The sequence below is a fragment of the Deltaproteobacteria bacterium genome (genome assembly GCA_018668695.1).
Taxonomy (GTDB): domain Bacteria; phylum Myxococcota; class XYA12-FULL-58-9; order XYA12-FULL-58-9; family JABJBS01; genus JABJBS01.
This window is the reverse complement of sequence record JABJBS010000308.1, coordinates 22,914-47,745: the sequence shown is the minus strand read 5'-3', so window position 1 is coordinate 47,745 and position 24,832 is coordinate 22,914. Positions and strand designations below refer to the sequence as shown.

The following is a 24,832-nucleotide window of genomic DNA, read 5'->3' as shown; positions in this document are numbered from 1 at the left end:
TTAGCCAGTCCACTGGCAACCCTATTGGATTTGGACGACACGGCCGCATTGGTTATGATGTAGCTTCGGTCTTAACCTTTAGGAATCTGAGGATGGCGAGTCGTAAGCGTAAGCAACTGGAAGGCGGTGCAGTTGAAACCGTTAAGTCAGTTCATGATGTCCTTGAAATTGTCCAAACAGCGATGCTCGCTCAAGTGCGCCGAGGTGGTGTACCTCTTGGCCCGAACGAAATAGCTTCAGTGATTCGAAAACTTTGGGCCGAAGCTGAGATTCAAGAGCACGGGATAGGGCCCGCTGAGACCTATCAAGAAGTTCAAACGCGCTCTATTCAAAATTCAAAGGGCGACATTCAAAACATTGTTGAAAAGCTCCGAGTCGAGGCCAAGGCACCGGTTCCAAGTCCTGCGTCTTCCCCCGCGGCACAAGAGAACAAAAGCCGGGGGCTAGAGCTTTCGGGCTTTGCGTGGATTTTGGTCGCCCCATTCGCCGATTTAATGAGTCATGATTCGGAGCTGGTCGCCGAGACTCTGCCATGGACAATGGTTCCAGCTTGGCAAGCTGTCATGATGATGCTTTGCGGAGAGGAAACCATTGAGAAATGTCGGAGTAAATCAGAGCCCTTGGTTGCGGAGTTAGAGCAGGCAAATCTTAGCGCTATGGAATTGAAATCTCGAGTAGAGTCAGATCCGCGGGCTAAAAAGATACTGGCCTATTTGCTCTCAAAGCTTGTGATGCGTTTTGAGAAGTTTGAGCGCCGTAGGGAATGGATGGTCCGGATGCTCAACGACGAACTTGAGGATATAGATATCCCAACTTTAAAAGATACGGACGAAGATTGGGAATTCTCGGAGGAGACTTTCACACTGCTCTTTCGAAGGTATGCTGTTGACGGGAAAAGCAATACACAAAGCCCGGTGATGGACCGTGCCTACGAGCTGATTTGGAAACAACATGATGCCAAGGGAATTTCTGTGGCAGCCAAGTTTCTTAAGGGACTTGGGGCTCAGCGTAAGAGCCGTTCATAAAACTGCATGTTTCTTGTGAGCTATCTCGCTTATTTTATTACACAATTTAGATGACCTTCCCGCTCTGATTGAAGCAACCATGGGGCCGTGATAATTTTGGTGCCGCGTGGTAACCCGGGTGAGTGGCGCCCGGAACACCGACTCGATAGCTAATTAAGCGGAAAGCCCTCATCCATGACAAAAGAGAAGTTGGACCCCAAAGATATCATTGAACGGGTTCGGAATTCAGGTTCAAAAAAGGTCAAGCTGGCGATTACAGACATCGATGGTGTGATGCGAGGGAAGTATATCCATACGGATAAATTTCTCTCGGCAGTGGAAGGTGGATTCGGATTTTGCAATGTCGTCTTCGGCTGGGACTGTGCCGATGTCTGTTACGATAACGTGAGTTATACCGGATGGCATACGGGATACCCAGATGCCGAAGCTCGCATCGATCTCAATACTTATCGAACGGTTCCGTGGGATGACCATGTGCCATTTTTTCTAGCTGACTTTGAAGATGCCGAAGGCAATGGGCTCGAGGTTTGCCCTCGTCAGGTATTAAAGCGCGTCCTCAAAAAAGCCGAGGGTATGGGTTATTCACCCATGTGCTCTCTGGAGTTTGAGTTTTTTAACTTCAAAGAAACTCCCGAGTCGGCTCATGAAAAAGGTTTTCGCAATTTAAAACCTTTGACCCCAGGGATGTTTGGTTATTCTCTTCTGCGTGCTTCGCAAAACTCAGATTATTTTTCAGCGCTCATGGACGAACTCTTAGCCTTTGACGTGCCGGTTGAAGGTCTTCATACCGAGACGGGGCCTGGTGTATTTGAAGCTGCGATTATGTATTCCGATGCGCTGGAGGCAGCGGATCGGGCAGTTTTGTTTAAGGCAGCTACCAAAGAAATCGCTGGCGAGTTCGGTATTATCCCAACCTTTATGGCGAAAATTAGCCCCGACCTACCTGGTTGCAGCGGGCACGTTCATCAAAGCTTGTGGGACCTTGAGCACAAGACCAACGTTTTCTACGAAGAAGGGGCGGACCGGCGCATGTCGAAGATTTTCCGCAACTACCTTGCGGGTCAGATGAAAATGGCTCCAGATATTTTGCCGTGCTTTGCACCCACCATCAACAGCTACAAACGACTCGTTGAAGGAATGTGGGCACCCACAATGGTCACATGGGGTTCCGACAACCGCACTTCTTCTTTTCGCGTGTTACCCGGAAGCTCTAAGTCCACGAGGCTTGAAACAAGAGTTCCTGGTGCCGATGTGAACCCGTATCTCGCTTTAGCAGCAGCCATTGGAAGCGGGCTGATGGGAATTGAGAAGGGTTTAGACATTGAGAGCGAGCCTGTTTCTGGAAATGCCTATGAAGTAAAGGATGCTGTAAGGCTTCCTGGTAATCTTTACGATGCGGCACAGCAGATGGCTCAGTCCGAGCTTGCGAATGAGGTTTTTGGCGAAAAGTTTGTAGCGCATTACACACAATCTCGAATCTGGGAATGGCGTCAATTTCAAACTGCCGTCACGGATTGGGAAACTAAGCGTTATTTCGAAATCATTTAAAGAGGCACACCATGAGCATGCTCGACCTTCCGGATTCCGTTACATTTAATTTTCCAACGCCTATTCTCTTTGGGCTTGGAGTAAGGCGAGAAATTGGGCCTTACCTCAAAGAGAACGGGATGAAGCGGCCCCTAATTGTTACAGATCAAGGGATTGCACCATTACCGATGCTGCACGACCTTAAGGTTCTGCTTGAGGGTGACGGCTTAGAGCCGCAAATCTTCTCCGATATGGGCGGTAACCCGGTAAAGACTCACGTGATCAAGGGAGTCGAGGCATACAAGGCCGGTGGCTGTGATTCAGTGATTGCTGTTGGCGGCGGTGCTCCGATCGATGTGGCCAAAGTTGTTGCTCTGATGGCTCACCATCCAGGAGATCTTTACGACTATGAAGATGGCAACGCGGATGCTCCGCCCGTTGATCAGCATATCCCACTTCTTGTGGCGGTACCCACAACAGCAGGCACCGGTTCTGAGGTTGGACGCAGCAGTGTGATCAGTGAAGATGGTACTGGCGTTAAACGCATTATTTTTTCACCGCGTCTCATGCCGTCCAAGGTGTTTGCAGATCCTGAACTTACCCTTGGTTTACCAGCTAAAATCACGGCAGCTACTGGGATGGATGCACTGACCCACTTGCTGGAGGCTTACTTGGCCAAGGGTTATCACCCTATGTGTGACGGGATCGCTCTTGAAGGCATCCAGATGGTTCACGATAGCCTCAAGCAATGCGTTGATTTCGCGATGCTTGATGAGGATGAACTCGATATAGAAGGCGAGATGGGGCTTGAGGCCCACGCTAAGGCACGAAGCCAAATGCTTTTGGCCGCTCTCATGGGAGCTGTTGCCTTTCAAAAAGGCCTGGGCGTGAACCATTCATGTGCGCATGCGCTCTCCACGGTTTGCGATATGCACCACGGGCTTGCCAACGCGATGATGCTTCCGTTTTGCATGGACTTTAACGAGCGTGCAGTTCCTGAAAAGTTTCGCAAGATTGAAATGATTGCCGGGATTCCCGACGGACAATTTGCTGTATGGCTTCGTCATCTAAAAGGTGATCTCGGCATGCCTGAGGGGCTGTGTGATTTGGGTGTGACTGAAGATATGGTGGAAAAGCTTGTGGCAGTGGCCATGAAGGACCCGTGTCATCAGCTTAATCCGTGTCCGGTAACGGAAGACGATTTTCGAAATATGTTCATCTTGGCTTTAGAGTAATGACTGAGCGTCGTCTGAGAATAGGCATATCTGCATGCTTTAATCATGCGGATCCTGAGCGTCCACTTTTTAAAGGCAAGACCCTGGTCTACGTTGAAGAGTCGATGAACCAATGGGTGATGCGCCTCGGTGCAATGCCGCTTATGATTCCCCGTGCTCATGGCTCCTTGGGCGTTAAAGAAATCCTCTCTTATTTTGATGGTCTTTTGTTACACGGTGGTTCCGATGTTGCGCCGCAGAGTTACGGTGAAGAACCCATCGATGAGAAATGGCCCGGTGACCCGATTCGTGACGCCTATGAGATCGAGTTGGTAAAAGAGTGCGTTGCAGCGGATATTCCTATTTTGGGAGTTTGCCGCGGCGCTCAAGTGATAAACGTTGCTTTGGGCGGTACTCTTTATCAAGACATTGCAACTCAGGTTCCCGGAGCTTTGGTCCATCGCAATTGGGATGTTTACGAGCACAATCATCATGAAGTGAAAATCGAGAAGAACTCGACCTTAGAAACGATTTATGGTGGATCGCATCCCGGACGTATCAACAGCATTCATCATCAGGCGATTAAGGACATTGCTCCAAGTCTTCGCCCAGAGGCTCATAGCCCGTTGGATGGTATTGTAGAGGCTGTTTGTTCTAAGGAGAACGCAGGTTCCTATGTGCTTGGGGTTCAGTGGCACCCTGAATTTATCGAGGCGGGTTCGAGTGAATTACTCAGCCCGGATCTTTTGATGCAACACTTTCTCGACGCCACCCGACAAAAGTTAAAGACAAGCTAAAAGGAAATACAAAGATGTTACGAATCATTAATCCAGCCACCGAGGCAGTGATTGACGAGTTGGATACAGATACGCCCGAATCGGTCGCCGAGAAGTTCAAAGTTGCGAGGCTTGCTCAAAAGCAGTGGGCCGAGCGGCCGTTGCAGGATCGCATGGCGATGATTGAGCGTTTTGGTGTCATCTTACAAGAGCGCAAAGATGGCCTCGCAAAAACGCTGAGTTCCGAAATGGGAAAGCCAGTGGGGCAGGCTATAGGGGAAATAGGCGGTGTTGCGCCGCGTGTTCAATATTTTCTCAAACAAGTGCCGCCATTTCTTGATGAAGTTCAAGTTCACTCGAATCAAAATGGTTCCATGAGAGAGCTTCTAACCTATGAGCCGCTTGGCGTGATTGGAAATATTTCAGCGTGGAACTATCCGTTTTTTGTGGGAGCGAATGTGTTTCTACCGGCGCTTCTTACGGGCAACGCTGTAATGTACAAACCTTCTGAGTTTGCGATGCTTACGGGGCTTGGAATTGCTCAAGCGCTTTATGATGCCGGCGTGCCCGAAGAGATCTTCCCAACTTTAATTGGAGGCGGAGAGATTGGCGCGGCATTGCTGGAACAGGATTTAGGCGGCGTTTATTTTACGGGTTCCCATGCGACGGGCGTCAAAGTTGCCCAGGCGGCCAGTAAAAAACTCATGCGGGTTCAGCTTGAACTGGGGGGCAAGGATCCTGCCTACGTGTGTGATGATGTCGACCCCAAATCAGCGGCACAGAATGTGGCCAGCGGTGTCTTCTACAATACGGGGCAGAGCTGTTGTTCGATTGAGCGCGTTTACGTTCACGAAAAACTTTACGACGCTTTTGTAGAGGCATTTTTGGAAGAGGTTGCTTCGTTCAAAATGGGTGACCCAATGCAAGACGGCATTTTTATTGGCCCCCTTACGCGCGATGCACAGCGTGGTGTGATTCAAAAGCAGGTCGACGACGCGCTCGCTAAAGGGGCGACGCTGAGATGCGGCGGAGCGAAAGTTGATGGGACTGGATATTACTACCAGCCTACTGTTCTTACAGAGGTAAATGGGCAGATGGATGTGATGCGTGAAGAGAGCTTCGGTCCAATCATCGGGATTGAGAAAGTAGCGGACGATGAAGCGGCACTCGCAGCAATGAACGATAGCCGGTACGGATTAACTGCGAGCGTCTTTTGTCAGTCGGAGGACCGTGCGCGGGCAATGATGGCAAAGCTAGAAGCGGGCAGTGCGTATTGGAATTGCTGTGACCGGGTAAGTTCGAACTTACCTTGGACGGGTTGGAAAGACTCGGGAATTGGGTCAACGCTTGGCCACGATGGTATCCGCGCGTTTTTGCAACCTAAGGGCTGGCACCTGCGCCGACCTTAGCCGGTTCAGTGTAATTGCTGCGTCGGTTCCTGAGCTTCTTCAAAATCCTCTGTGATTTGAAGAATAGGGCTGACGTGGTGGTGAACAAGTTTCCAACCCTGAGTAGATTCCTCAAATATATTCGTTGCAACAAGGCTTGGTTCCGCGCCTTCGACCGATTCTCCACAGACTACAAATGCATAACCGCCTTGTTGAAAAACGGTTTCACCTACGGGACGAATACCTGGGGTTGAGGGATTTTCAAAAATACCTTCCCAGCTGCTCATAACATCTTTCCAGCCCTCAAGGAGGCCCCAGCCGGGGTGGACACAAGCGATGTTTTCGTTTGGAGCCCAGAGATCTCTCATGGCATCCAAATCTTTTGAGCAGAAGACCTCATAGAAGTGGTGGTTCGCTGCGAGAATGTCTTCTTTGATTTTATTCATGGGAGCTTCTCCAGTGCGGCAAATCGGATCAGCGATTAAGCCAAAGGGTGCGACCTTTGAGCACTTGATGATTCATTCGGCTGGCTTTGTCCAGTAGCTTGAGGTGATCGGGAAGGTCTACTGGGATTTTCCAGGTTTGGCTTTTACCGCCCTGGGCTTCAAATGCTTCGGCCCAGCCTTGCCACCACGGGACGGGTGTCGTTGCAATAGGCTCGACGATGAGGATCTTTGCCCCGTTGGAGCCAGCTTTAAGGAGCTTTGTGAGCATTTCCTCACGGGCCCCATCGGAGAGTTCGTTGATAGCGTAGGCTGCCACCACTGCACCACCGGCCCCAGGTAGCTTGGCTCCCATGAGATTGCCGGTTCGGGTTTGCCCTTTGAGCCCGAATGCATGGTAAGTCATGCGGCATTCGTCCGTCGCCCATTTATTGAGGTCGATGCCCTCGACAGTGGCCTTGCCGCCTCCGAGAAGGCTCCAGGCGGCAGATCCGACACCCGTTCCGCACCCAAGATCCACAATGTTTTTAATCGAGCCTGGGTTACTGTCTAGCTCTTGGAGAACTGCCTGCATAAAAAGGTAGTGCAATGGACCGTAGAATACTGCAAATGCAGCTCTTTTTCCGGCTGTATCCAGAGCGGCGCCCTTTTTAAGCTTGTCTCTACGTTGAACGTAGACGCTTGAAAGAGCCTGAAGGGCTTTGCGAATCTCCTGAAAGGTCAGGTTTCGCTCTTGGCGCTCCACTAGTTTTTCAAACCATCGATTAAAAGTAGCGTCGTCACTCACGGTTTTCTCCTGCCCGGAGCATATACGATTGACGCCGGACTTTGCCAAGCCTCCAGACTTTCTATAGATCTATAAGGAACCATCGAGAGGGGAATTTCATGAAAATTAACGGCGAACATTACCGTGCGATTTGGCTAGGCGAAGACCAGCGTACAGTGCGTGTGATTAATCAGAAATTACTCCCACATGCTTTTGAAATTGTGGACTTAAAAAGCATTGAGGATGCCGCGCTTGCCATTGAGTCGATGTTGGTGCGGGGAGCTCCCCTGATTGGTGCCACGGGTGCATACGGAATGGCCCTGGCGATGCTTCAAGACCCATCGGACCAGATGCTCGAAAAGGCACACGCGCGGCTTATTAAAACCCGTCCAACGGCGGTGAATTTGAGATGGGCGCTGGATAAAGTGTTTGGTCACCTAAAGCCCCTCGAGCCGCAAGAGCGGGTGGCTATTGCCTACAAGCGGGCGGGCGAGATTTGTGATCAAGACGTTGCGATATGCGAATCAATTGGCCGAAATGGTTTACAAGTGATTAAAAAAATTGTCGAAAGTAAGGATGCGGGTAAGCCGATTAACATCTTAACACACTGCAATGCTGGTTGGGTGGCGACCGTTGACTGGGGAACGGCACTTGCGCCGATTTACATGGCTCATGACCTTGGGATTTCGGTTCACGTCTGGGTGGATGAAACCCGTCCTCGCAACCAGGGCGCTAATTTAACAGCATGGGAGTTGGGGCAACACGGTGTGCCACATACTGTCATCGTGGATAATGTCGGCGGCCATCTCATGCAGCACGGAATGGTGGATTTTTGTATCGTCGGTACAGACCGTACCACTGCCACGGGTGATGTGTGCAATAAGATAGGTACTTACTTAAAAGCACTGGCTGCGTTCGATAACAACGTCCCATTTTATGTGGCGTTGCCTCACACCACGATTGATTGGCGAATGCGTGATGGGTTTAAAATTCCCATTGAGGAACGCGATCCCAATGAGGTTCATGAAATCCAAGGCATTGATAAAGAAGGGAACATTACCCGGGTGAGGGTAACTCCTAAAGAAAGTGATGCCGCCAATTTTGGCTTTGATGTAACTCCTGCAAGGCTGGTGACTGGCTTGATTACAGAGCGGGGCATTTGTGAGGCAAGCGAGGAAGGACTTTTGGGTCTCTACCCGGAAGAGAAAACAAAAGCACAACATGACTTCACATGAGCCTTTAGATGGCGTGATTAAATTTGGTGCAGAGCATCAAAGACGGTCATTGGGCAGCCGTCAGTTTGCCGAGATGGTGGCAAGTCTGCAGGCGTGGCGTCACATCTTCTTTCGCTTGAATTTCATTGGGCAAGATCCTGGCCGTTATGATGGCGCGGGTTTTGGAAATGTGAGTGCTCGAATTCCTCCACATACAGCCACAAAGGGTAAGCGTAAGTTTATCGTCACAGGAACACAGACTGGAGCGAGGCCCCATCTTGGGCTCGGTGATTACTGCGTGGTGGAATCCTACGATATGCGTTTGAACCGGGTCCAGAGTTACGGCGACACGATGCCCTCATCAGAGTCGATGACCCATGGTGCGATTTACGATTTAAACCCCTCCATACGGTTTGTATTTCACGGGCATATCCCTGTGATTTGGAGACAAGCTGGGGCACTGCGGCTTCCTACTTCGCGTCCGGAAGTTGCTTATGGCACCCCGGATATGGCTTACGAAGTCTCACGGCTTTACCGAGAGTCCAGCTTATCGGACCGTAAGGTCTTAGCCATGGGAGGGCATGAGGACGGTATTATCTCGTTCGGGAAAAATGCGGATGAGGCGGGAAGTGCGCTGGTCTCGACTCTGAGCCAGGCACTTCAGCTAGAAAGCATGCCTTCGGTTTTATAGCTTAACTTGAACTTTTGCCGCGGCTTCGGTGGCCTTCTTACGAGCCTCTTCTAGGGATTCACCCAGGGCAAGAGCCACGCCAAGTCTACGTTCACCATTGACTTCGGGCTTACCAAACAAGCGAACGGCTGTATCTGGGGCGCAGAGTGCATCCGCAACGCCTTCAAAGGATGGCCCTGTGGATTCACCTTCGCCGAGAATAACGGCAGAGGCAGCTGGTCCGTATTGGCGCAGATTCGGAATTGGAAGTCCTAATATGGCACGAGCGTGAAGTGCAAATTCCGAGAGGTTTTGGCTTATCATCGTGACCATACCGGTATCGTGCGGACGAGGGGAAACTTCGCTGAACCAGACATTGTCGCCTTTAACAAAAAGTTCAACTCCGAAGAGCCCATGACCACCCAGACCATCGGTCACTGCTTTTGCCATCCGCTGTGCTTCTGCTAACGCGGCATCGCTCATGGGTTGAGGCTGCCAAGACTCATGATAATCGCCGTCGACTTGGCGGTGTCCAATAGGATCGACAAATGTTGTTCCGTCTTTGTGGCGAACGGTGAGCAGCGTAATCTCATAATCGAAATCAACAAAACCTTCAACAATCACCCGACCCGCACCTCCGCGCCCACCTTCCTGAGCCGTTTTCCAGCCTACAGGAACGTCGGAGTCTTTTCGTAATGTGCTTTGCCCGCGCCCTGAGGAACTCATGACGGGTTTGATGATACATGGGAAACCAATCTCAGAGCACGCCACCCAATATTCGGCTTCGGAGCCAGCAAATTTATAAGGTGAGGTTTGGAGCCCGAGTTCTTCTGCGGCAAAGCGCCGAATACCTTCACGGTCCATCGTAAGTTTGGCAGCACGCGCCGTTGGAATGACATTGTAGCCTTCGCTCTCAAGCTCCACGAGCGTGTCGGTGGCGATGGCCTCGATTTCAGGAACAATAAAAGTAGGCTTTTCCTGCTCGACGATGGCTCGCAAGGCATCCCCATCAAGCATGTGAATCACATGGCTGCGGTGAGCAATTTGCATAGCAGGCGCATTGGCATAGCGGTCAACAGCAACCACCTCGATTCCAAAGCGCTGAGCTTCGATGGCAACTTCTTTACCCAGCTCGCCGGAGCCTAAGAGTAGAATTTTTGTAGCGGTTTTCGTGGTGGCTGTACCGAAGGAAGACATAAATAACTCCAGATTATTAGTTGGTGAGAAGTGTGAGCACAACTTTCCCGATGTGCTGACTACTTCTGACGAGTTCGTGGGCCGCTTGGGCCTGTTGCAGTGGGAATACTTGGTGAATCACCGGACAAATGGCTCGCGTGTCCATCGCTTCCCCGAATTGTTTTCGAAAGGCAGAGATAATCGTTTGCTTACGTTGAGTGGACAAACTTCGAAGTGTTGAGCCTATGAGCTGAATGCGTTTGGCCAAAAGGTGCCCAAGGTGAATATCTGTTTTTGCTCCGCCCATGAGACCGATTAGGACCAAACGGCCGTCAGGTTTTAGGAGCTTGATATTCGACTTTAGATACGGAGCACCAACGCAATCAAGAATGAGATCAAACGAGTTTGCTTCGAGTGTCTCTCCGAAGTCTTTCGACTTGTAGTTGACGGCTTGCTTCGCACCAAGTGCTTCACAGCGCCGACATTTTTCGTCGCTACCCGCGGTGACAACAGTTTGAATGCCAGAAACTTTGCAGAGTTGAATGGCCATGGTTCCCACGCCGCTGCTGCCGCCATGAATGAGAACCTTGTTGCCTTTTTGAGCGTTTCCCAAAATGAAAATATTCAAGTATGCGGTGAGAGCCGTCTCCATCGTCGCCCCTGCTTCTTCCATGGAATATGATTCCGGAACCGGAAGAAGTGAGCCAGTATGAACGATGGCTTGGCTCGCATAGCCGCCGCCAGGCAAGAGGCACATGACTTTTTCACCGTTGTCAGCCCGGGTGCCCGCACACTCCAATCCTAAAATTGCAGATGCTCCAGGAGGAGGCGGATAGTGGCCTTGGGCTTGAAGGAGGTCGGCGCGGTTAATGGCAGTGGTTTGAATATTGACGAGGACATGCTCTGAATCCGGTTTGGGCGGATCGAGTTCTTGGAGCAAAAGCGCGTAATCAGGACCCAGATTATCTACGCTGATACCCTGCATCCGTTAGCCTCCAGCTCCAACCATTCGAGTGATTCGGTCGATGCCTTCTTCAAGAACTTCAATTGGGGCGCCGTAAGAAAAACGAGCGTGCTGGCGAAACCTTGATGCTCGCCCAGGTCTTCGCTTACCGGGGTTGACGTCAAAGAATTCACCGGGAACAACAATGAGTTTTTCATCGAGTCCTCGTTTGAAGAAATTCATACCGTCTGCAAGCTCGGATTTTAGGCCGCTGAGATTTCCCCAGATGTAGAACGTGCTCAGTGGGTCGCAGTCTGGAACAATCCCATTTTTGGCTAATCCTTCGAGCATAAACTTTCGTTTGGCTCCGAATCTATCAAAAATTGCCTGTGTTTCCTGCCGTACAAATGCTGGGTCGAGCAGTGGCAGTGCTGCACGTTGGAGCGGCCTCGAGCCGCCGCCGTCTAAAAAGCTACCGGCGCTGGATACGGCGCTGATCACACTTTCCGGGCCAACAACCCATCCAACTCGCCAACCAGGATAGCGAAAATTCTTGGTTAGGCCGTTGAGAATGACAACGGGATCTTCATTCACGTCGTCGACATATTCAGCCGCGCTGACCGTGTTAGGTTTGTTCTCATCGGTCCAGATGTAGTTGCTGTAGAACTCATCGAAGAGCATCGTGCAGTCTAGCTCACGTGACGTATCGACCCAGCCCTTGAGCTCTTCTCCATGGAGAAGCTTACCCGTGGGATTACAGGGGTTGGATACCAAAAGGCCTCCAAGGCCGCGGCCCAAGACTTCCCGCCGTAGCGCGTCGACCGAGAATTTATAGCCTTGCTCAGGATCTAGGAGAATCGGAATGGAGGTAAAGCTTCGAAAGATATCCAGAAGCTCTTCGTAGGCTGTGTAATCCGGGAGAAAGTGTCCCAAGTTGATTTGGCCCAGTGAGGCAACAACACGCGTTAGGGCGAGGCGACCACCGCCGCAAACAGCCACATTGGCTGCTGTGTACTTCGATTTTTTACCTTTACGATAAAGGGTATTGTAGAGGTGCGCGACAGCTTCTCGTACCTCTGGCAAGCCCGCAACGGGTGCATATTCGTGATCGTCTAAATCGATGGTAATCGCGCCGACTCGGTCAGGAGCGCCGGGGAGTTGCCCGGCTTCGGGCTGGCCTTGGCCAAGATTACACCAATCTGGATGATCGGCGACAAAGCCTCGCTTACGAGCTTCAGTAGTTACATAAATGACGCCAGTTCGTGGAACGGGGCGAAATGATGAATGTTGGCGCGTGGTTTCGGACATACGCAGACTCTTTCTTATGGTCTCAGACTGGTTCTGAGCACCACGGAACGACTTGTTGGGAGACGGTGACGGTGCTCGCACCGGTCTCGAATCACTTATAAAACCTCATAGCAGACCTACACCTTCGAGCAAGTCGATGCCAGTGGCTTGAGAAATTGCAGCAGGCCCCATAAAAGCGCGGTGCAAACGGCCGAGCTGTAGAGGAATGACATGAGTGTATGGAACGTTGATAAGCGGGTATTAGAAGAGCTGGGTTTTGCTCAGGTTGCGAGCGCTTGGTCTGAGGCGGCATTGACGCCTCGGGGACGTGCAATGACTCAAACCCCCACGTTTTTCGGTAAACATCAGCCGATGTTGGCGGCCCTGCACCGTGTGGAGGAAGCCAGAGCGCTTTTTCGTGAGGAACTTGAAATCCCGTTGGGTGGTACCTCCGAAATTAAAGATTTGATTGCCCGCGCCAGCAAGTCCTCTGTCCTGGATGGTTTAGAGGTGATGCAATGCGGAGTGGTTATGCGTGTGGCGTGTGACGCCCGTGCATTTTTGCTTGAACATGCAGCCATGGTACCCCGTCTCGTGGCGCTCGGTGGTCAGTTGCCGGTGCATGGTGCGTTGGCATCGAGCATAGAAGGTGCATTTGAAGCTGACGGTACATTACGAGACGACGCGAGTTACGCTTTAGAGGGCTTTAGAGAACGGCTCCGTGGATTGCATCGGCGGATGCGGACCCAAATTGAGACGTACCTTAAAGACGATGATTTCTCTGAGAACCTACAGGATGGATTTTTCTCCGTTCGCGGTGAGCGCTACGTCCTTCCGGTAAAAGCAAGCCACCGAGGCCGTGTGCCGGGTATCATTCATAATGCTTCGAATTCGGGCGAGACTGTTTTTGTTGAGCCTCAAGCTTTGGTCGGTTTGGGGAATGAGTTGACCATCGCCCAGTCCTTGGTTGAGGAAGAAGAGCGGCGGATTCTGGCCGAGTTTTCGCACGATATTGGTGAGGTTGCTCAGGAGCTTGAATCGGCGATGGATCTCTTAGCTGAGGTTGATACGGCTCAAGCTGGAGCGAAGCTTGCCAATCGCATGGATGCCACGGTGCCGAGCCTTGCAACGGACGCAAACTGGAAGCTCTCCGCTCTACGCCACCCACTGCTGGTTCTTCAAAATAAAACAGTTGTTCCCAACGATGTGATTATTTCACCAGAGCAGCAAGTACTGGTCGTTTCTGGCCCGAATGCTGGTGGCAAGACTGTCACGATCACTGCGGTGGGTCTAACTGTTTTGATGCTGCGAGCTGGCTTGCCCGTTCCTGTAGCAACGGGTTCGTCGCTGCCATTACCCAATGCGATTTTGTCTCTCATTGGAGACCATCAAAACCTTGAAGAAGACCTGTCCACATTTTCATCACACTTAAAGTGTTTGGCCGAAATGAATGAAGTGGCAGATAGAGGTGTTTTACTCTTGGTTGATGAAATTGCTTCGGGAACAGATCCAACCGAGGGAGCAGCATTGGCACAAGCTGTCCTAGAGCGTCTGGTAGAGAAGGGTGCTACCGTCATGTTGACCACGCACCTTGAAGCGGTGAAAGCCCTCGGCATCACGAACGATTCCTATATCAACGCGCGGGTTGGCTTTGATGGTCATTCCATGCTTCCAACCTATCAGTTAGAACTCGATGTGGCAGGGATGTCGAATGCTTTGGAAGTCGCGTCTCAAGTTGGGATGGAGACCACCATTGTCGAGCGTGCTCGGGAGTGCTTGGAGGGAAGCGGGGCTTTAACCATCGCTCTTCAAAAGCTCGCTGAACGCGAACTCTTACTGGAAAAACTTCAAGTTGAAGCCGAAGCGGAGAAAGCTTCGTTGGTGCGTGAACTCGAAGAGGCAAAGCTTGAGAAACAAGAGCTTGAGCGCGCTCGTTTAAATGCTGAAGAAATTGTTCGTGAAGAAATGGCCGCCGAGCTTACTCAAACTCAGCAGCAGCTAAAGGAAATGATTGCTGAGTTGCAGAATCAGCCGTCTATTCAAGCAACGCAAAAAGCTCAAAAGCAGGTTAAAGCGCACCAAGAGGCCCTTAAGAAGGAGCGAGAGAAGCTTCGAGCCAAGAAAGCTGAGAGTAATACTCCGAGTCCTCGGAAAAAATTTGAGATTAAAGTTGGGGCCAAAGTTCATGTGCCTCGATTTAATAAAGATGCTGAAATCGTTGCCATAGATGGAGAGACAATCCAAGTTGCGGTGGGACCGATGAAAATGCGAGTATCCAAAGACGAACTCGTCGGCGTACAAGGGGGCAAGTCGCAAAAAGCGAAAGAGCGCCGTAAAGATAAGGCCGAGAGATTGCCGTCGAGTGATGAGGAAGCCCAGCGTCGTCTCGACCTACGAGGAGTCCGCGCCGATGAAGTAGAAGCAGCCGTGGTAGCCTTATTGGATCAGGCTTATTACAAAGGGCCTCCACAGATTACGATTGTTCATGGTCATGGCAGCGGTGCGGTAAGAAAAGCTGTTCATGATGTATTGAACGCTTCACCTTACGTGAGGGATTTCCGTTATGGTGACCGACATGAGGGCGGCGAAGGTGCCACCATTGTAACGTTGGATGCGTAAGACCGGAAATTTAGTGCTCGGCGGGACCACGCACAGGTAAGTGCACTGAAAAAGTTGTTCCAACACCTGTTTGCGTTTTGAAATCCAACTTGCCTTGATGCTTATCCACAACAATGGAGTGTGCAATCGCAAGGCCTTGTCCAGTACCCTTGCCAACTTCCTTGGTGGTGTAGAAGGGTTCAAAGATTCGGTCGCGAACTTCTTCGGGAATCCCTGTTCCAGAATCAGCGATATCAATCCGTACCCAATCTTCACCGAGTTTGTGAGTGGTGATTCGAATGATCCCACGTTTGCCGGTGCCTTCGTTCGCATCGGTGATGGCATGGCTGGCGTTGACCAGTAAATTTAAAAATACCTGGTTGAGGTCGCCGAGGTTACATTGCACCTGAGGGAGCTCGTTAAATTGGCGTTCGACATCTGCAACATAGCGATATTCGTTTTGGGCGACGACCAATGTACTCTCAAGAGCGCGGTTTAAGTCTGCAGGCTCAACACCGAGTGTTGCATCTTTTCTCGAGAATTCTTTCATGGCCCGGACGATTCGCGCCACACGCGCCAGACCTTCTTGAGTTCGGCTGAAGGCCTTTGGCATTTGCTCCTGCTGGTACTCAAGATCGGCATCTTCTTTGGCATCTTCGAGGTCGTCTTCTTGCTCTTCAGATAGAGTGCCCGCAGGCAGTGACCCAACAATGGAGTCATAGGTTCCAAGAAGATTGTTGAAGTCTTGGAAGGATTGCTCGAGGTAGGTGATGCTGTCACCTACAAACTGCACTGGCGTATTGATTTCGTGGGCGATGCCCGCTGCGAGTTGTCCAACGGCCTCAAGCTTGCGAGCGTGCTGGAGTTCGATTTCGAGTCGCTTTTGCTCAGAGACATCGGTCATAAAAATACTGATGGCGTCCGGCTGGCTGTGACGAAAGTTTGCCGCCAAGCTTACGGTTGCAGTCTCCCGCATGGCGCGTTTGATGTTGAGCTGAATCCTTTGGGACCGGGCAATGGGCCCTGGCTGTGCTTCAAGGTTACGCAACATGTTGGTAACGGAAGTTTTCTCTTCGTTCGTTGGCAAAAAGTCATAGAGGCTAGCTCCGATAAGTTCTTGCTCAGGTTTGCCCAAGAGTAAGCTTGAGCGCGGGTTTGCATAGCCGATGCCACCGGTACGGTCGACGACGAGCACTGCATCACCTGCTGAATCAAGAATGGCGCGGGTTTGTGCCTCAGAGCGGGCGATGGCCTCCCAGGCTTTGAGAAGTCTCTCGGCTGCACGGAGTCTTACTCGAAGCTCGCCGCCATGAACCGGTTTGGTAATGTAGTCATCAGCTCCCGACTGAAGTCCCTCAACAATATCTTCTTTACTACCGAGTGATGTGACGAGAATGCAGTAGACGTAATCGTTCTTCATCTTCTTACGGATGAACTTCACCACTTCAGGCCCTGTTAGTCCGGGCATGACCCAATCGAGGATTGCTAACCTTGGGTGCCCAGGCATGAGCATATGTTTGAGAGCTTCTTCGCCAGAGCTGGCGAGCACGAAGTCATATCCCCATTTGCGTAACTGAGCGCTTAAGATCAGTCGCTCGGTTCTGGAGTCATCGGCTACGAGAATTTTCATAGGCTGTTTGGGTGCCGACTCGCTCGGATCTTCAGGCCGGTTCATAGATGCTCCGAATATTCAGGTCTGACGACCGCTAGATGACGCAGAGAAACGATAACCGCTACCCGTGATCACTGCAATACTACTGGAAAGCTTAGGAAATGATGAGGTGAGGGGCCATGACGTGGCCCTCGGTGCTCGGGCAATGCCCGAGGCTTCGATCGACTGAGCACATGCTCAAGGAAATGGTCTAATCTACGAAAGCAGACAGAGTTTTCGCTCGAGACGGATGACGCAACTTTCGGAGTGCTTTAGCCTCAATTTGTCGGATACGCTCACGCGTAACGTTGAAGTCTTGTCCAACTTCCTCGAGTGTGTGGTCACTCTTTTCACCTACACCAAAACGCATACGAAGAATCTTCTCTTCTCGCGGGGTGAGCGTGGAAAGTGCCGCCCGAACTTGATCGGAAAGCTCGTTGTTTACCGTAAGGTCAGCTGGATTGGCCGCATGACGGTTCTCAATCAGGTCACCCATTGATGAGTCTTCGTCTTCACCGATAGGTGCATCGAGTGAAACAGGCTCTTTGGTGATTTTGAGTACCTTCTGAACTTTTTCCAGTGGTAGGTCCATCTTCGCTGCAATTTCTTCAGGATCGGGCTCGCGACCCATTTCTTGAAGTAAGTAGCGGCTCGTACGAACAACCTTATTGATGCTTTCGATCATGTGAACCGGGATACGAATGGTCCGTGCCTGATCCGCAATGGCGCGTGTAATAGCTTGACGAATCCACCATGTTGCATACGTGGAGAACTTGTATCCGCGCTGGTATTCGAATTTCTCAACACCCTTCATCAAGCCAATGTTACCTTCCTGGATAAGGTCCAAGAAAAGTAGGCCGCGATTGGTGTATTTCTTTGCGATCGAAACAACGAGTCGAAGGTTGGCTTCTACAAGCTCTTTCTTGGCCAACTCAGTACGCCACTCTGCACGAAGTAACTGATCGTGAGTTTCACGCAAAACGTGGAGAGGAACCTGAGCTTGCTCTTCAATGCGGTTAAGCTTTCGGCTGCAGCTTTTGGCGATGGTCAGAAGCGACCGAAGCTCTTCGGTACCAAGATCAAATTTCTCAGTGAGCTTCTTGTCTTCAGCCGGGGTGCCTTCATACTCACCAATGGTGATGAGTAATTCTTCACCATTGATGTGGGCCCGAGCCGCTTCGTAAAGAAGCTCTTTTTTAGCCTTATCAGCTTGATTGATCATGGACTTCAAGATGGCCATGATGCGTTCGATATTACGCTTGTTGAGACGAAGGCCTGCGAGTTCGTTTTGGATTTCCGCACGAATCTCAACGATGTTCTCTTCCCACTTCTTAATGGTCCGTGGTGTGGCGTCGCCACCGGCAAGCTTCACATCGAGCTTCTCTACCTTGTCATGCAAAGTTCCGAGGTTGTCGATGTGCTTGAGAACACGTTCGATATCTTCTTCGCTGTCTTCTCCGATATGACCTTCAAAGTCTTCAAGGATATCAGTGAGTTGCAGCATTCCTTCTCGAAGCTTGTCACCAAGTTCAAGGATGGTTTGAAGGGCAATCGGTGAACCACTGACGATGGCCAGCATTTCCTTTTGTCCCGACTCAATCCGCTTCGCGATTTCTACTTCGCCTTCGCGGTCGAGGAGTGGAGCTGAGCCCATTTTACGCAGATACATACGGACAGGGTCGGTGGAGAGCTCACGTTCGGAGCGCTTCATCGGTACCTTTTTAGGTCCTTTAGCATCGGCTGCGCTTCGCTGGATCACTTCGATTTGAAGTGCTTCGCAATAATCGAGAGTTTGTTCTAATTGAGTCTCGAGCGCTTCGTTTTTGACGAGAATGTCAACGATATCATCAAGATCAACGGTTCCACGTGAGGCATACTTCTTAATTAAGCGACGCAGTTCCGGGATGGTTGGTTCTTCGATATCGGACGGCAGACGACCGCCTAGCTGGATTGGCAGCTTGGCTTCAATCGGAGCAGGTTTCTCAACCTTTTTCCGAGTGACCTTACGAGTCGGTTGCAAAAGGTCTGAAAAGTCACCAAACGAATCTCCCATTACGGAGTCGAGATTGAAATCATCTGATGAGGTCGAGTTCTTTCGCTGAGTCGTTGTCATTACTTCTCCACTTGCAGAAAACTGAATTTTGTCATCCAACTTGGCGCGCGTACCATGCGTGCTTTCACTTGGCTACACTAAAAATAGCGTTACGGTGCCGATTTATTCCTGCGAAATGGATCGGTCGACTTTGCGTTGCCAGTTCTGCACTCATTTTTCCCTCGAAACAGCTTGTGTGAACCGAGTGGACTAATTTGCGCGGTGTGTCACGGCCTTGAGCACATACGATGGCCAATTGAACGCGAAATGACAACCCGCAAATTGTCAGGGCAAGTCTACATTTGTACAAACGTGATCACGTAGGTCATCAATAACTGGGCTGAAGGGTGCCATTGGGTAGGCCTTGGCCGGTGAAACCGGTTTGCCTGGGTGGCTAATAGCTGCTTCCAACGGGTACCGGAGATGTATCAGGGATGGCTTGGCGGTGAGGGGACGCGGCGCGAATTTAATACAGTATTGATATTGTTGGTTTTTCTATGTTGATAGCTGCCCGCCTTGAGAGTTGGGCGAGCTATAGGAGGCAAATTGTACTGAAAACTCGTAGAGACTTACGCTGCTACTAGACGATGGCTTTGCCTAATGCTTTCGCAAGTTCTAGGGGAACTGAGGTTAGGTCGAATGCGACGCCCATCCCCGGTAACTCTGGCCCATCATCCCAGGCGCGAATCCAGACGACGTGCCCTTGAACGCTCATGACGTCATCGGCAAGGTCCCAGATTTCCAGTTCCATTTCACTATCAATAGGAAGTGGGTCGTAGGTAATCAAAAAGCAGCCGCCGGTACTGAGCTCCATGATGGTACCTTGGTGCCAGTGATCGGATTCCTTGAGAACGCGAGACCTTGAGCGGCATTGAACAGTTTGCCGGATAAACCGTCTCGGTGTTTGAGGACGAAGCCAAGTAGGGTCATCCGTGGCGATAGCTGAGAGTGCCTCGGCAAAAGGCTCAGTGTTTTGAGGTGACGTGGATACAATCATCACTGGTTCGTTGCGCTTGGCGGTACTTCTAAGAACAGGCCAAGTGAGCTCCAGATTATAAAGTACCAGTAAACTGGTGTTGGTCGACCCAGCTCGCATCCCTGTAATCATGTCTACGATGACTGCATAGGGAGGTTGGCGAACGCATGCTTTGAGACATTCGTCCGGGGTATTCACCAGCTCAACCGGGTATTCGGCATTGGCAATCACTTCATCGTAAGTGCCTTGCCGTTTTGCAGAGCAAAGTAGAATGAAATATTTAGATTCTTCTTCCATACTTTTAGACAACGAGCCGTTCAGTTTGAATATTGGGGACACATCAGCATCTCCGTCAATCATCGCGCGGGCAGTGGTACATAATCAATTTTTTTCTTTTTTTTTCGAGATTTAAGAGACCCCGGGTCCCATTAAATCTACTCATTGCTTGACATGTATCTCTACCCCTAAGTAGCTTTTAGTATGGGACGACCAAGAAGATCTGACTCGCAGGTGGCAACCACTGAGCGATTGTTGACTGCTGCTGAGAAACACTTCGGCGGGCAGGGTTTTGATGCCGCGAGATTAAGCGACATTGCAAAAGATGCTGGGATTACTCGGCCGTCTTTGCTTTATCATTTCGAGAGCAAAGAAAAGCTCTACGACGCGGTCGTCGCACGGGCTTTTGATAAGCTACTGGGCGTTTTTCAAGGATCCGCGGTCGAAACAGACAGCTTCGAGGCAATCGTGCTTGGACTTACCCAGGCTTATATTGATTTCGCAAAGGAACACCCAGCGGTTTCAGTATTGGTTCTTAAGGAACTCACGGGGCCAAGCACCCAGGGTGAACATATCATTCGAACGAAATTTGTTCCGGTGCTTGATTGGGTTGAGAACTTTTTTCTCAACGCAGGCAAAGACACGATGCGACCCGGGGTTCCGGTTCGATTTGTGCTGATGCAGGTTGCGGTTCAAGTGATGATTCGCTCTGCGATGGGTGACCTAGCTGTACCGATGTGGGGTAAGGGCGACCCAACTCTCGAACTCTCTAGAATTTTGTTTCTTAAAGAACCCTAAATTTCCTAGAGTTTAGGTTGCTGCAGACTGACTCTGCAGCTTGGATCGCCAACGGCTGATGGTTGGTTCGGTGACTCCCATAAGTGCAGCCGACATACTTACCTTGTCTCCAAAACGATGAAGAACATGAGTTAGTAAAATATCTCGGCTTCTGACCAGGTAATCTTCTCCGTCGGTGTTTTTCTGCCGAACGATACCATTGAAGACATCATTAAGCTCACGCCACTCTGGCGTGCGGGGCATGGGGCCAATCAACGAGCGTGCTTTGATTTGTTTCATCTTACGACGAAAAGTCGTTTCTGGAATGCCGAGCACTGCGGCGCCGCGTCTGTGGATACCACCGATGCGATCAAAGGCCGCCTGAATAAGATCTTCCTCTAACCACTTGCCAAAGGGTGGAGGTTGATGACCGCTGTTGATGTCTACTTGCTGAATGATGCTCGATAGAATGCCGCTTAGATTTTCCCAAGGATTGGACGGAGCCACTTCGGCTGCGGGCTGTGCGATACTGGGTTCTCCGGCTCGAATCGGGGGAGCATTGGTCCCGGCTTGTGCGTTGTCATCAAATCCAAGCTCATGAGGCCCAAGTAGCTCAACTTGGCTTAGAATAACTGCACGCATGACACGGTTTTGCAGTTCACGAATGTTACCGGGCCAGTTGTAACTCAAAAGAGCATGCTCAGCCGCGGCGGATAGTCCTCGCGCGGCTTTTTGGTATTGAACATTAAATCGTTCGATGAAGTGCCGGGCCAAAAGAAGAATATCATCAGGCCGTGTTCGAAGAGGTGGAAGGTCAACGCTGACGACATTGAGACGGTAGTAAAGGTCTCGGCGAAATCGTCCGGCATCCACTTCGACGGCTAAGTCTCGGTTGGTGGCCGCGATGATCCGTGCATCGACTGTTCGAGTTTTTGTCGAACCGACAGCCATCAGCTGTTTGTCCTGTACAAAAGTGAGGAGCTTAGACTGCACCTCGAGGGGGAGTTCTCCGATTTCATCGAGAAATACTGTTCCGCCGTTGGCTTCAGCGAGTCGCCCGACGGTCTTGCGGTCGGCGCCAGTAAACGCCCCACGCTCATGTCCGAAGAGTTCGCTCTCAATAAGATTGGGCGTAATGGCACTGCAGTCGACCAAAACCAGTGGCTTATCGGCGCGCTGACTTAACTTATGAAAAGTTCGGGCGAGCACACCTTTACCGGTACCGCTTTCACCTGTGACCAAAACCGTGGCGTCAGTTGGAGCAACTTGGCGAACAATGCCGAGAACCTGTTCCATCTGCGGTGAGGTGTGAACCAGCTTGGCATGACCCAGCGCTTGTCGAAGTTCATGAACCTCACCCAATAACCTGAGCCGCTTACGTTCTTGTCGGGCTGCTTCTTCTCGAGCCAGAATACCGCGGTCGATGGCTACTGCGATGTGATTACCAAACACTTTCAAGAAGTGGACATCGGAAACATCAAGTTCAAGCTTTGCACTTTCTCGGTCTAAGTAAAGACAGCCAAGGCAGTTCTCGCGTGTAACCAGAGGAATGACCAATGCCGCATGAGTGAGGTTAGGAGCACTGTCTTCTAGTCCTGGAATCGAAGAGCATAATACTTTGCCACTCTGGTGAGCTTTATCGAGCAGTGCGCGTTCGGAGGCCTCAAGTGAGAAGAGTGAACTCGAGGTGGTATGCTTTTGCACGGAGCCGCCTTGCTCTGTTTTAATCAGAACAAAACCACTGTGGAGCGCGAGCGGGTCATCTGGTTTTTCGGGGAGAAAGAGTCCGACTCTATCTGGGCGAAAGGCATTGCTGATACAGCCAAGCACTTTAGAAGAAAGCTCGTCGATATCTGAGCTTTCGGCCATCAAGCCAATGGTTTCCCAAAGCAGGACCATGTTTCGATAATCTTTACCCATGGTGCCGGTAAAGATTCCGGTGAGTTCATCGCCTTCGGTGGATGTTCCGGTGGAAGGGTCTGCTTTCCATTCAGTGATGCGACCACCGCCAGCACGTTTTGCGGCGTTTAGAGCGTGGTTGGCGCGTTGAATAAAAGCAAGTGATGCATTTTGGTGTCTGGCTTCCTCGCTGGTTGTGGCGACGACACCGCCACTGAAGCGCAATCGCACCGTCGAATCGAGGTATTCATTTTTTTCGAGCTCTGCAAGGATTGCGCTTCCGAGAGCGAAAGCGCTCTCCAGCGTGGTCTTGGGCAACAATATAGCGAAGACAACACCGCCATAGCGAACCAAGTAATCATCTTCACGCAGCTGTTTTTGGAGGACGTCAGCAACTTCTCGGATTACCTTGTCGCCGAGCTTTAAGCCCCATAATTCGTTAATCGTTGCAAAGTTATCAGGGCTCAGAATCAACATAGCCGTCGATGGTCCCTGATTGGTCTCAAGAGCTTTGTCTACGGTTTGAAAAAATTCGGCACGTCCTGGTAAACCACTGACAGGATCATTGAGAACACCGGATACCCGCATAATATCACGAGTGATTGCTTCACCCAGTTCTAAGACCCATTGCCACCAGCTTTTCATAGCGTCGGGGCCAGTGAGTGATTCTGGAGCTTGCGCGGTTTGTGGGTTGCGTAAACCAAGCCAAGCGGTTTGCTCGTCTTTACCTTGATTCAATGCGCGTAAAGGGATCAAAAGACCATCTTGCGTGCTGCTTTGAATCGTCTCGGGAATTAGCTTGGCGAGTGGCCCTTGGGCGTTTGCGTCTGGCTGAGTTCGGGCAAACTGGGTGGCACTGTCAATGCTTTGAAGTTCCGCAATGGGTTCATCACCAGCACTGAGTAAGAGTGCTCGACCTCCGTCACCGAGTGGATCGGGAACGTAAAGAGAGACTGCACTGGCCCCGCTTAAATGTTCGATGGCTTGAATGTAGTATTTGAGTATTTCTGATGGTGTTCGCATAGGTCCCCGTCAACAAAGCCTGCTGCCGCCGAAATGTGTTACGATGGCTACGACTGCATTCAGATTGATCCGTATGTCTTAGCGAGACATACTTTGCCTGTTCCACCTCTATTGGTGATCAAAATAGTGACGGATACAAGCCATTTTTTTGAATTATTTAGAATTATGAAGGTGTGAATCGTCATAATTTTCGATTTTGTATTACGGGCTGCGTCATAATCGGCCATTTTTTAAGCTAGAAAAGGACATAGGTAAGTCGGTGAAATCGATCTCTTGGAGCTGGAAATTCAAAGAATGGTCCTGCCAAACACACGTCTCGTCCGCTGGAACAAGCGCGGAGACATTGCTGATTGGACTTCACGGTTTTACGGGGTCAGGGGCTGATTTTGCGCCGTTGCTGGGTCAATTACCCGCAGGAACTCGATTGGAAGCTCCTGATTTGCCGGGCCATGGTTTATCGGCAACCTGGGCATCGGCTGAATGCGTTTCGATGGATGCCTGCGACGCGATGCTTTTAGAGCGGATTCAAAGAGCCAACAATCAGCGGGTGATTCTAGTGGGATATTCGATGGGAGGCCGCGTTGCATTGAATTTCGCCTCGAGATTTAGCCATTTGCTGGATTCAATTGTTGTGATCGGAGCCAACCCGGGCATCGTGAACAAAACGGAGCGAGAGCAGCGTTTAAGTTGGGAGCAAGAGCTTTGCGAGCGATTGTTGGATGGGGGTGTGCCTGGCTTTATGGATTACTGGCAAGAGCTGGAGATCATCCGCAGTCAACGCTTACTGCCACCGGCGCTACTTGAACCCATGCAAGCACGCCGCGCGAAGGCTTCTGTGGATGGCTTGATAGAGAGTATCCGAGGAATGGGAACGGGAAGAATGCAGCCTCTATGGAGTTTGCTGCCCAAGATTCATTGCCCACTCCTATATTGTGCCGGAGAGGACGACCGAAAGTATTGTGAATTGGGGAAAGAGGCAGTGAACCTTATTCCCAACGCACAACTCAGCATCATTCCTGGGAAAGTTGGCCATGCCGCACACCTTGAGGGCCTTGAACTGTTTGGAGAGGTTTTCAGATCTTGGCTGAATGAGCGCACGCTCTCAGCTTGA

The 24,832-nt window shown here is 50.8% G+C and carries 19 protein-coding genes; 10 read left to right on the top strand and 9 right to left on the bottom strand.

From position 1 onward, the window contains the following. Window positions 1-92: 92 nt before the first annotated feature. The 5 genes from HOK28_16755 to HOK28_16735 all read left to right on the top strand — a co-directional run bounded on the left by HOK28_16755 (window position 93) and on the right by HOK28_16735 (window position 5,951). Complete coding sequence (locus HOK28_16755) at window positions 93-1,025, top strand: hypothetical protein (protein ID MBT6434748.1); 933 nt, start codon at window positions 93-95, stop codon at window positions 1,023-1,025. 174 nt (window positions 1,026-1,199) lie between these two features. Continuing rightward, window positions 1,200-2,573: a glutamine synthetase gene (locus HOK28_16750; GenBank protein MBT6434747.1), complete on the top strand. Its 1,374-nt coding sequence runs from the start codon at window positions 1,200-1,202 to the stop codon at window positions 2,571-2,573. Window positions 2,574-2,590: 17 nt separating this feature from the next. Next, window positions 2,591-3,787 carry an iron-containing alcohol dehydrogenase gene (locus HOK28_16745; GenBank protein MBT6434746.1) on the top strand — a complete coding sequence of 399 codons (1,197 nt, stop codon included), beginning with the start codon at window positions 2,591-2,593 and terminating at the stop codon, window positions 3,785-3,787. Beyond that, window positions 3,787-4,563, top strand: a complete 777-nt coding sequence (locus HOK28_16740) for a gamma-glutamyl-gamma-aminobutyrate hydrolase family protein (GenBank protein MBT6434745.1) — start codon at window positions 3,787-3,789, stop codon at window positions 4,561-4,563. Before HOK28_16745 ends, HOK28_16740 begins: the two co-directional genes overlap by 1 nt. Window positions 4,564-4,577: 14 nt before the next feature. Then, window positions 4,578-5,951 carry an aldehyde dehydrogenase family protein gene (locus HOK28_16735; GenBank protein MBT6434744.1) on the top strand — a complete coding sequence of 458 codons (1,374 nt, stop codon included), beginning with the start codon at window positions 4,578-4,580 and terminating at the stop codon, window positions 5,949-5,951. A 5-nt stretch (window positions 5,952-5,956) separates the two neighbouring features. Here the strand turns inward: HOK28_16735 and HOK28_16730 are convergent, their stop codons facing one another. After that, window positions 5,957-6,376 carry a nuclear transport factor 2 family protein gene (locus tag HOK28_16730; GenBank protein ID MBT6434743.1) on the bottom strand — a complete coding sequence of 140 codons (420 nt, stop codon included), beginning with the start codon at window positions 6,374-6,376 and terminating at the stop codon, window positions 5,957-5,959. A gap of 28 nt (window positions 6,377-6,404) precedes the next feature. Beyond that, window positions 6,405-7,160 carry a methyltransferase domain-containing protein gene (locus HOK28_16725; GenBank protein ID MBT6434742.1) on the bottom strand — a complete coding sequence of 252 codons (756 nt, stop codon included), beginning with the start codon at window positions 7,158-7,160 and terminating at the stop codon, window positions 6,405-6,407. A gap of 98 nt (window positions 7,161-7,258) precedes the next feature. Here HOK28_16725 and mtnA point away from each other — a divergent pair, with 98 nt between their 5' ends. Together mtnA and HOK28_16715 are read left to right on the top strand one after the other, a co-directional pair. Continuing rightward, window positions 7,259-8,374: an S-methyl-5-thioribose-1-phosphate isomerase gene (gene mtnA / locus HOK28_16720; protein MBT6434741.1), complete on the top strand. Its 1,116-nt coding sequence runs from the start codon at window positions 7,259-7,261 to the stop codon at window positions 8,372-8,374. Then, a complete protein-coding gene (locus HOK28_16715) occupies window positions 8,361-9,044 on the top strand; it encodes a class II aldolase/adducin family protein (GenBank protein ID MBT6434740.1) in 684 nt (227 codons plus the stop codon). The genes mtnA and HOK28_16715 overlap by 14 nt, the downstream gene beginning before the upstream one ends. Here HOK28_16715 and purT read toward each other — a convergent pair. The 3 genes from purT to HOK28_16700 are packed head-to-tail and all read right to left on the bottom strand — an operon-like array spanning window position 9,039 to window position 12,450. Then, window positions 9,039-10,220 carry a formate-dependent phosphoribosylglycinamide formyltransferase gene (gene purT / locus HOK28_16710; protein MBT6434739.1) on the bottom strand — a complete coding sequence of 394 codons (1,182 nt, stop codon included), beginning with the start codon at window positions 10,218-10,220 and terminating at the stop codon, window positions 9,039-9,041. The two genes, HOK28_16715 and purT, sit on opposite strands and share 6 nt — an antisense overlap. Window positions 10,221-10,236: 16 nt before the next feature. Further along, entirely contained in the window at window positions 10,237-11,184 is a 948-nt protein-coding gene (locus HOK28_16705) for an NAD(P)H-quinone oxidoreductase (protein MBT6434738.1), read from the bottom strand. Between the two features lie 3 nt (window positions 11,185-11,187). Then, a complete protein-coding gene (locus HOK28_16700; protein MBT6434737.1) occupies window positions 11,188-12,450 on the bottom strand; it encodes a pyridoxal phosphate-dependent aminotransferase in 1,263 nt (420 codons plus the stop codon). Window positions 12,451-12,660: 210 nt separating this feature from the next. Here HOK28_16700 and HOK28_16695 point away from each other — a divergent pair, with 210 nt between their 5' ends. Beyond that, a complete protein-coding gene (locus HOK28_16695) occupies window positions 12,661-15,048 on the top strand; it encodes an endonuclease MutS2 (protein MBT6434736.1) in 2,388 nt (795 codons plus the stop codon). A gap of 10 nt (window positions 15,049-15,058) precedes the next feature. Here the strand turns inward: HOK28_16695 and HOK28_16690 are convergent, their stop codons facing one another. From HOK28_16690 to HOK28_16680, 3 genes are all read right to left on the bottom strand, one after another. Continuing rightward, on the bottom strand, window positions 15,059-16,702 hold the full coding sequence (locus tag HOK28_16690; GenBank protein MBT6434735.1) for a response regulator: 1,644 nt from the start codon (window positions 16,700-16,702) through the stop codon (window positions 15,059-15,061). Between the two features lie 187 nt (window positions 16,703-16,889). After that, window positions 16,890-18,791 (bottom strand): RNA polymerase sigma factor RpoD, encoded by a 1,902-nt coding sequence (rpoD, locus tag HOK28_16685; protein MBT6434734.1) that lies wholly within the window; start codon window positions 18,789-18,791, stop codon window positions 16,890-16,892. Window positions 18,792-19,350: 559 nt separating this feature from the next. Next, entirely contained in the window at window positions 19,351-20,085 is a 735-nt protein-coding gene (locus tag HOK28_16680) for a PilZ domain-containing protein (protein ID MBT6434733.1), read from the bottom strand. A gap of 141 nt (window positions 20,086-20,226) precedes the next feature. Here HOK28_16680 and HOK28_16675 point away from each other — a divergent pair, with 141 nt between their 5' ends. Beyond that, on the top strand, window positions 20,227-20,820 hold the full coding sequence (locus HOK28_16675; protein MBT6434732.1) for a TetR/AcrR family transcriptional regulator: 594 nt from the start codon (window positions 20,227-20,229) through the stop codon (window positions 20,818-20,820). 12 nt (window positions 20,821-20,832) lie between these two features. Here HOK28_16675 and HOK28_16670 read toward each other — a convergent pair whose 3' ends face one another. Then, window positions 20,833-23,721, bottom strand: a complete 2,889-nt coding sequence (locus HOK28_16670; protein MBT6434731.1) for a sigma 54-interacting transcriptional regulator — start codon at window positions 23,719-23,721, stop codon at window positions 20,833-20,835. A 259-nt stretch (window positions 23,722-23,980) separates the two neighbouring features. Here HOK28_16670 and HOK28_16665 point away from each other — a divergent pair, with 259 nt between their 5' ends. After that, window positions 23,981-24,832, top strand: coding sequence for an alpha/beta fold hydrolase (locus HOK28_16665; protein MBT6434730.1), 852 nt, complete (start codon window positions 23,981-23,983; stop codon window positions 24,830-24,832).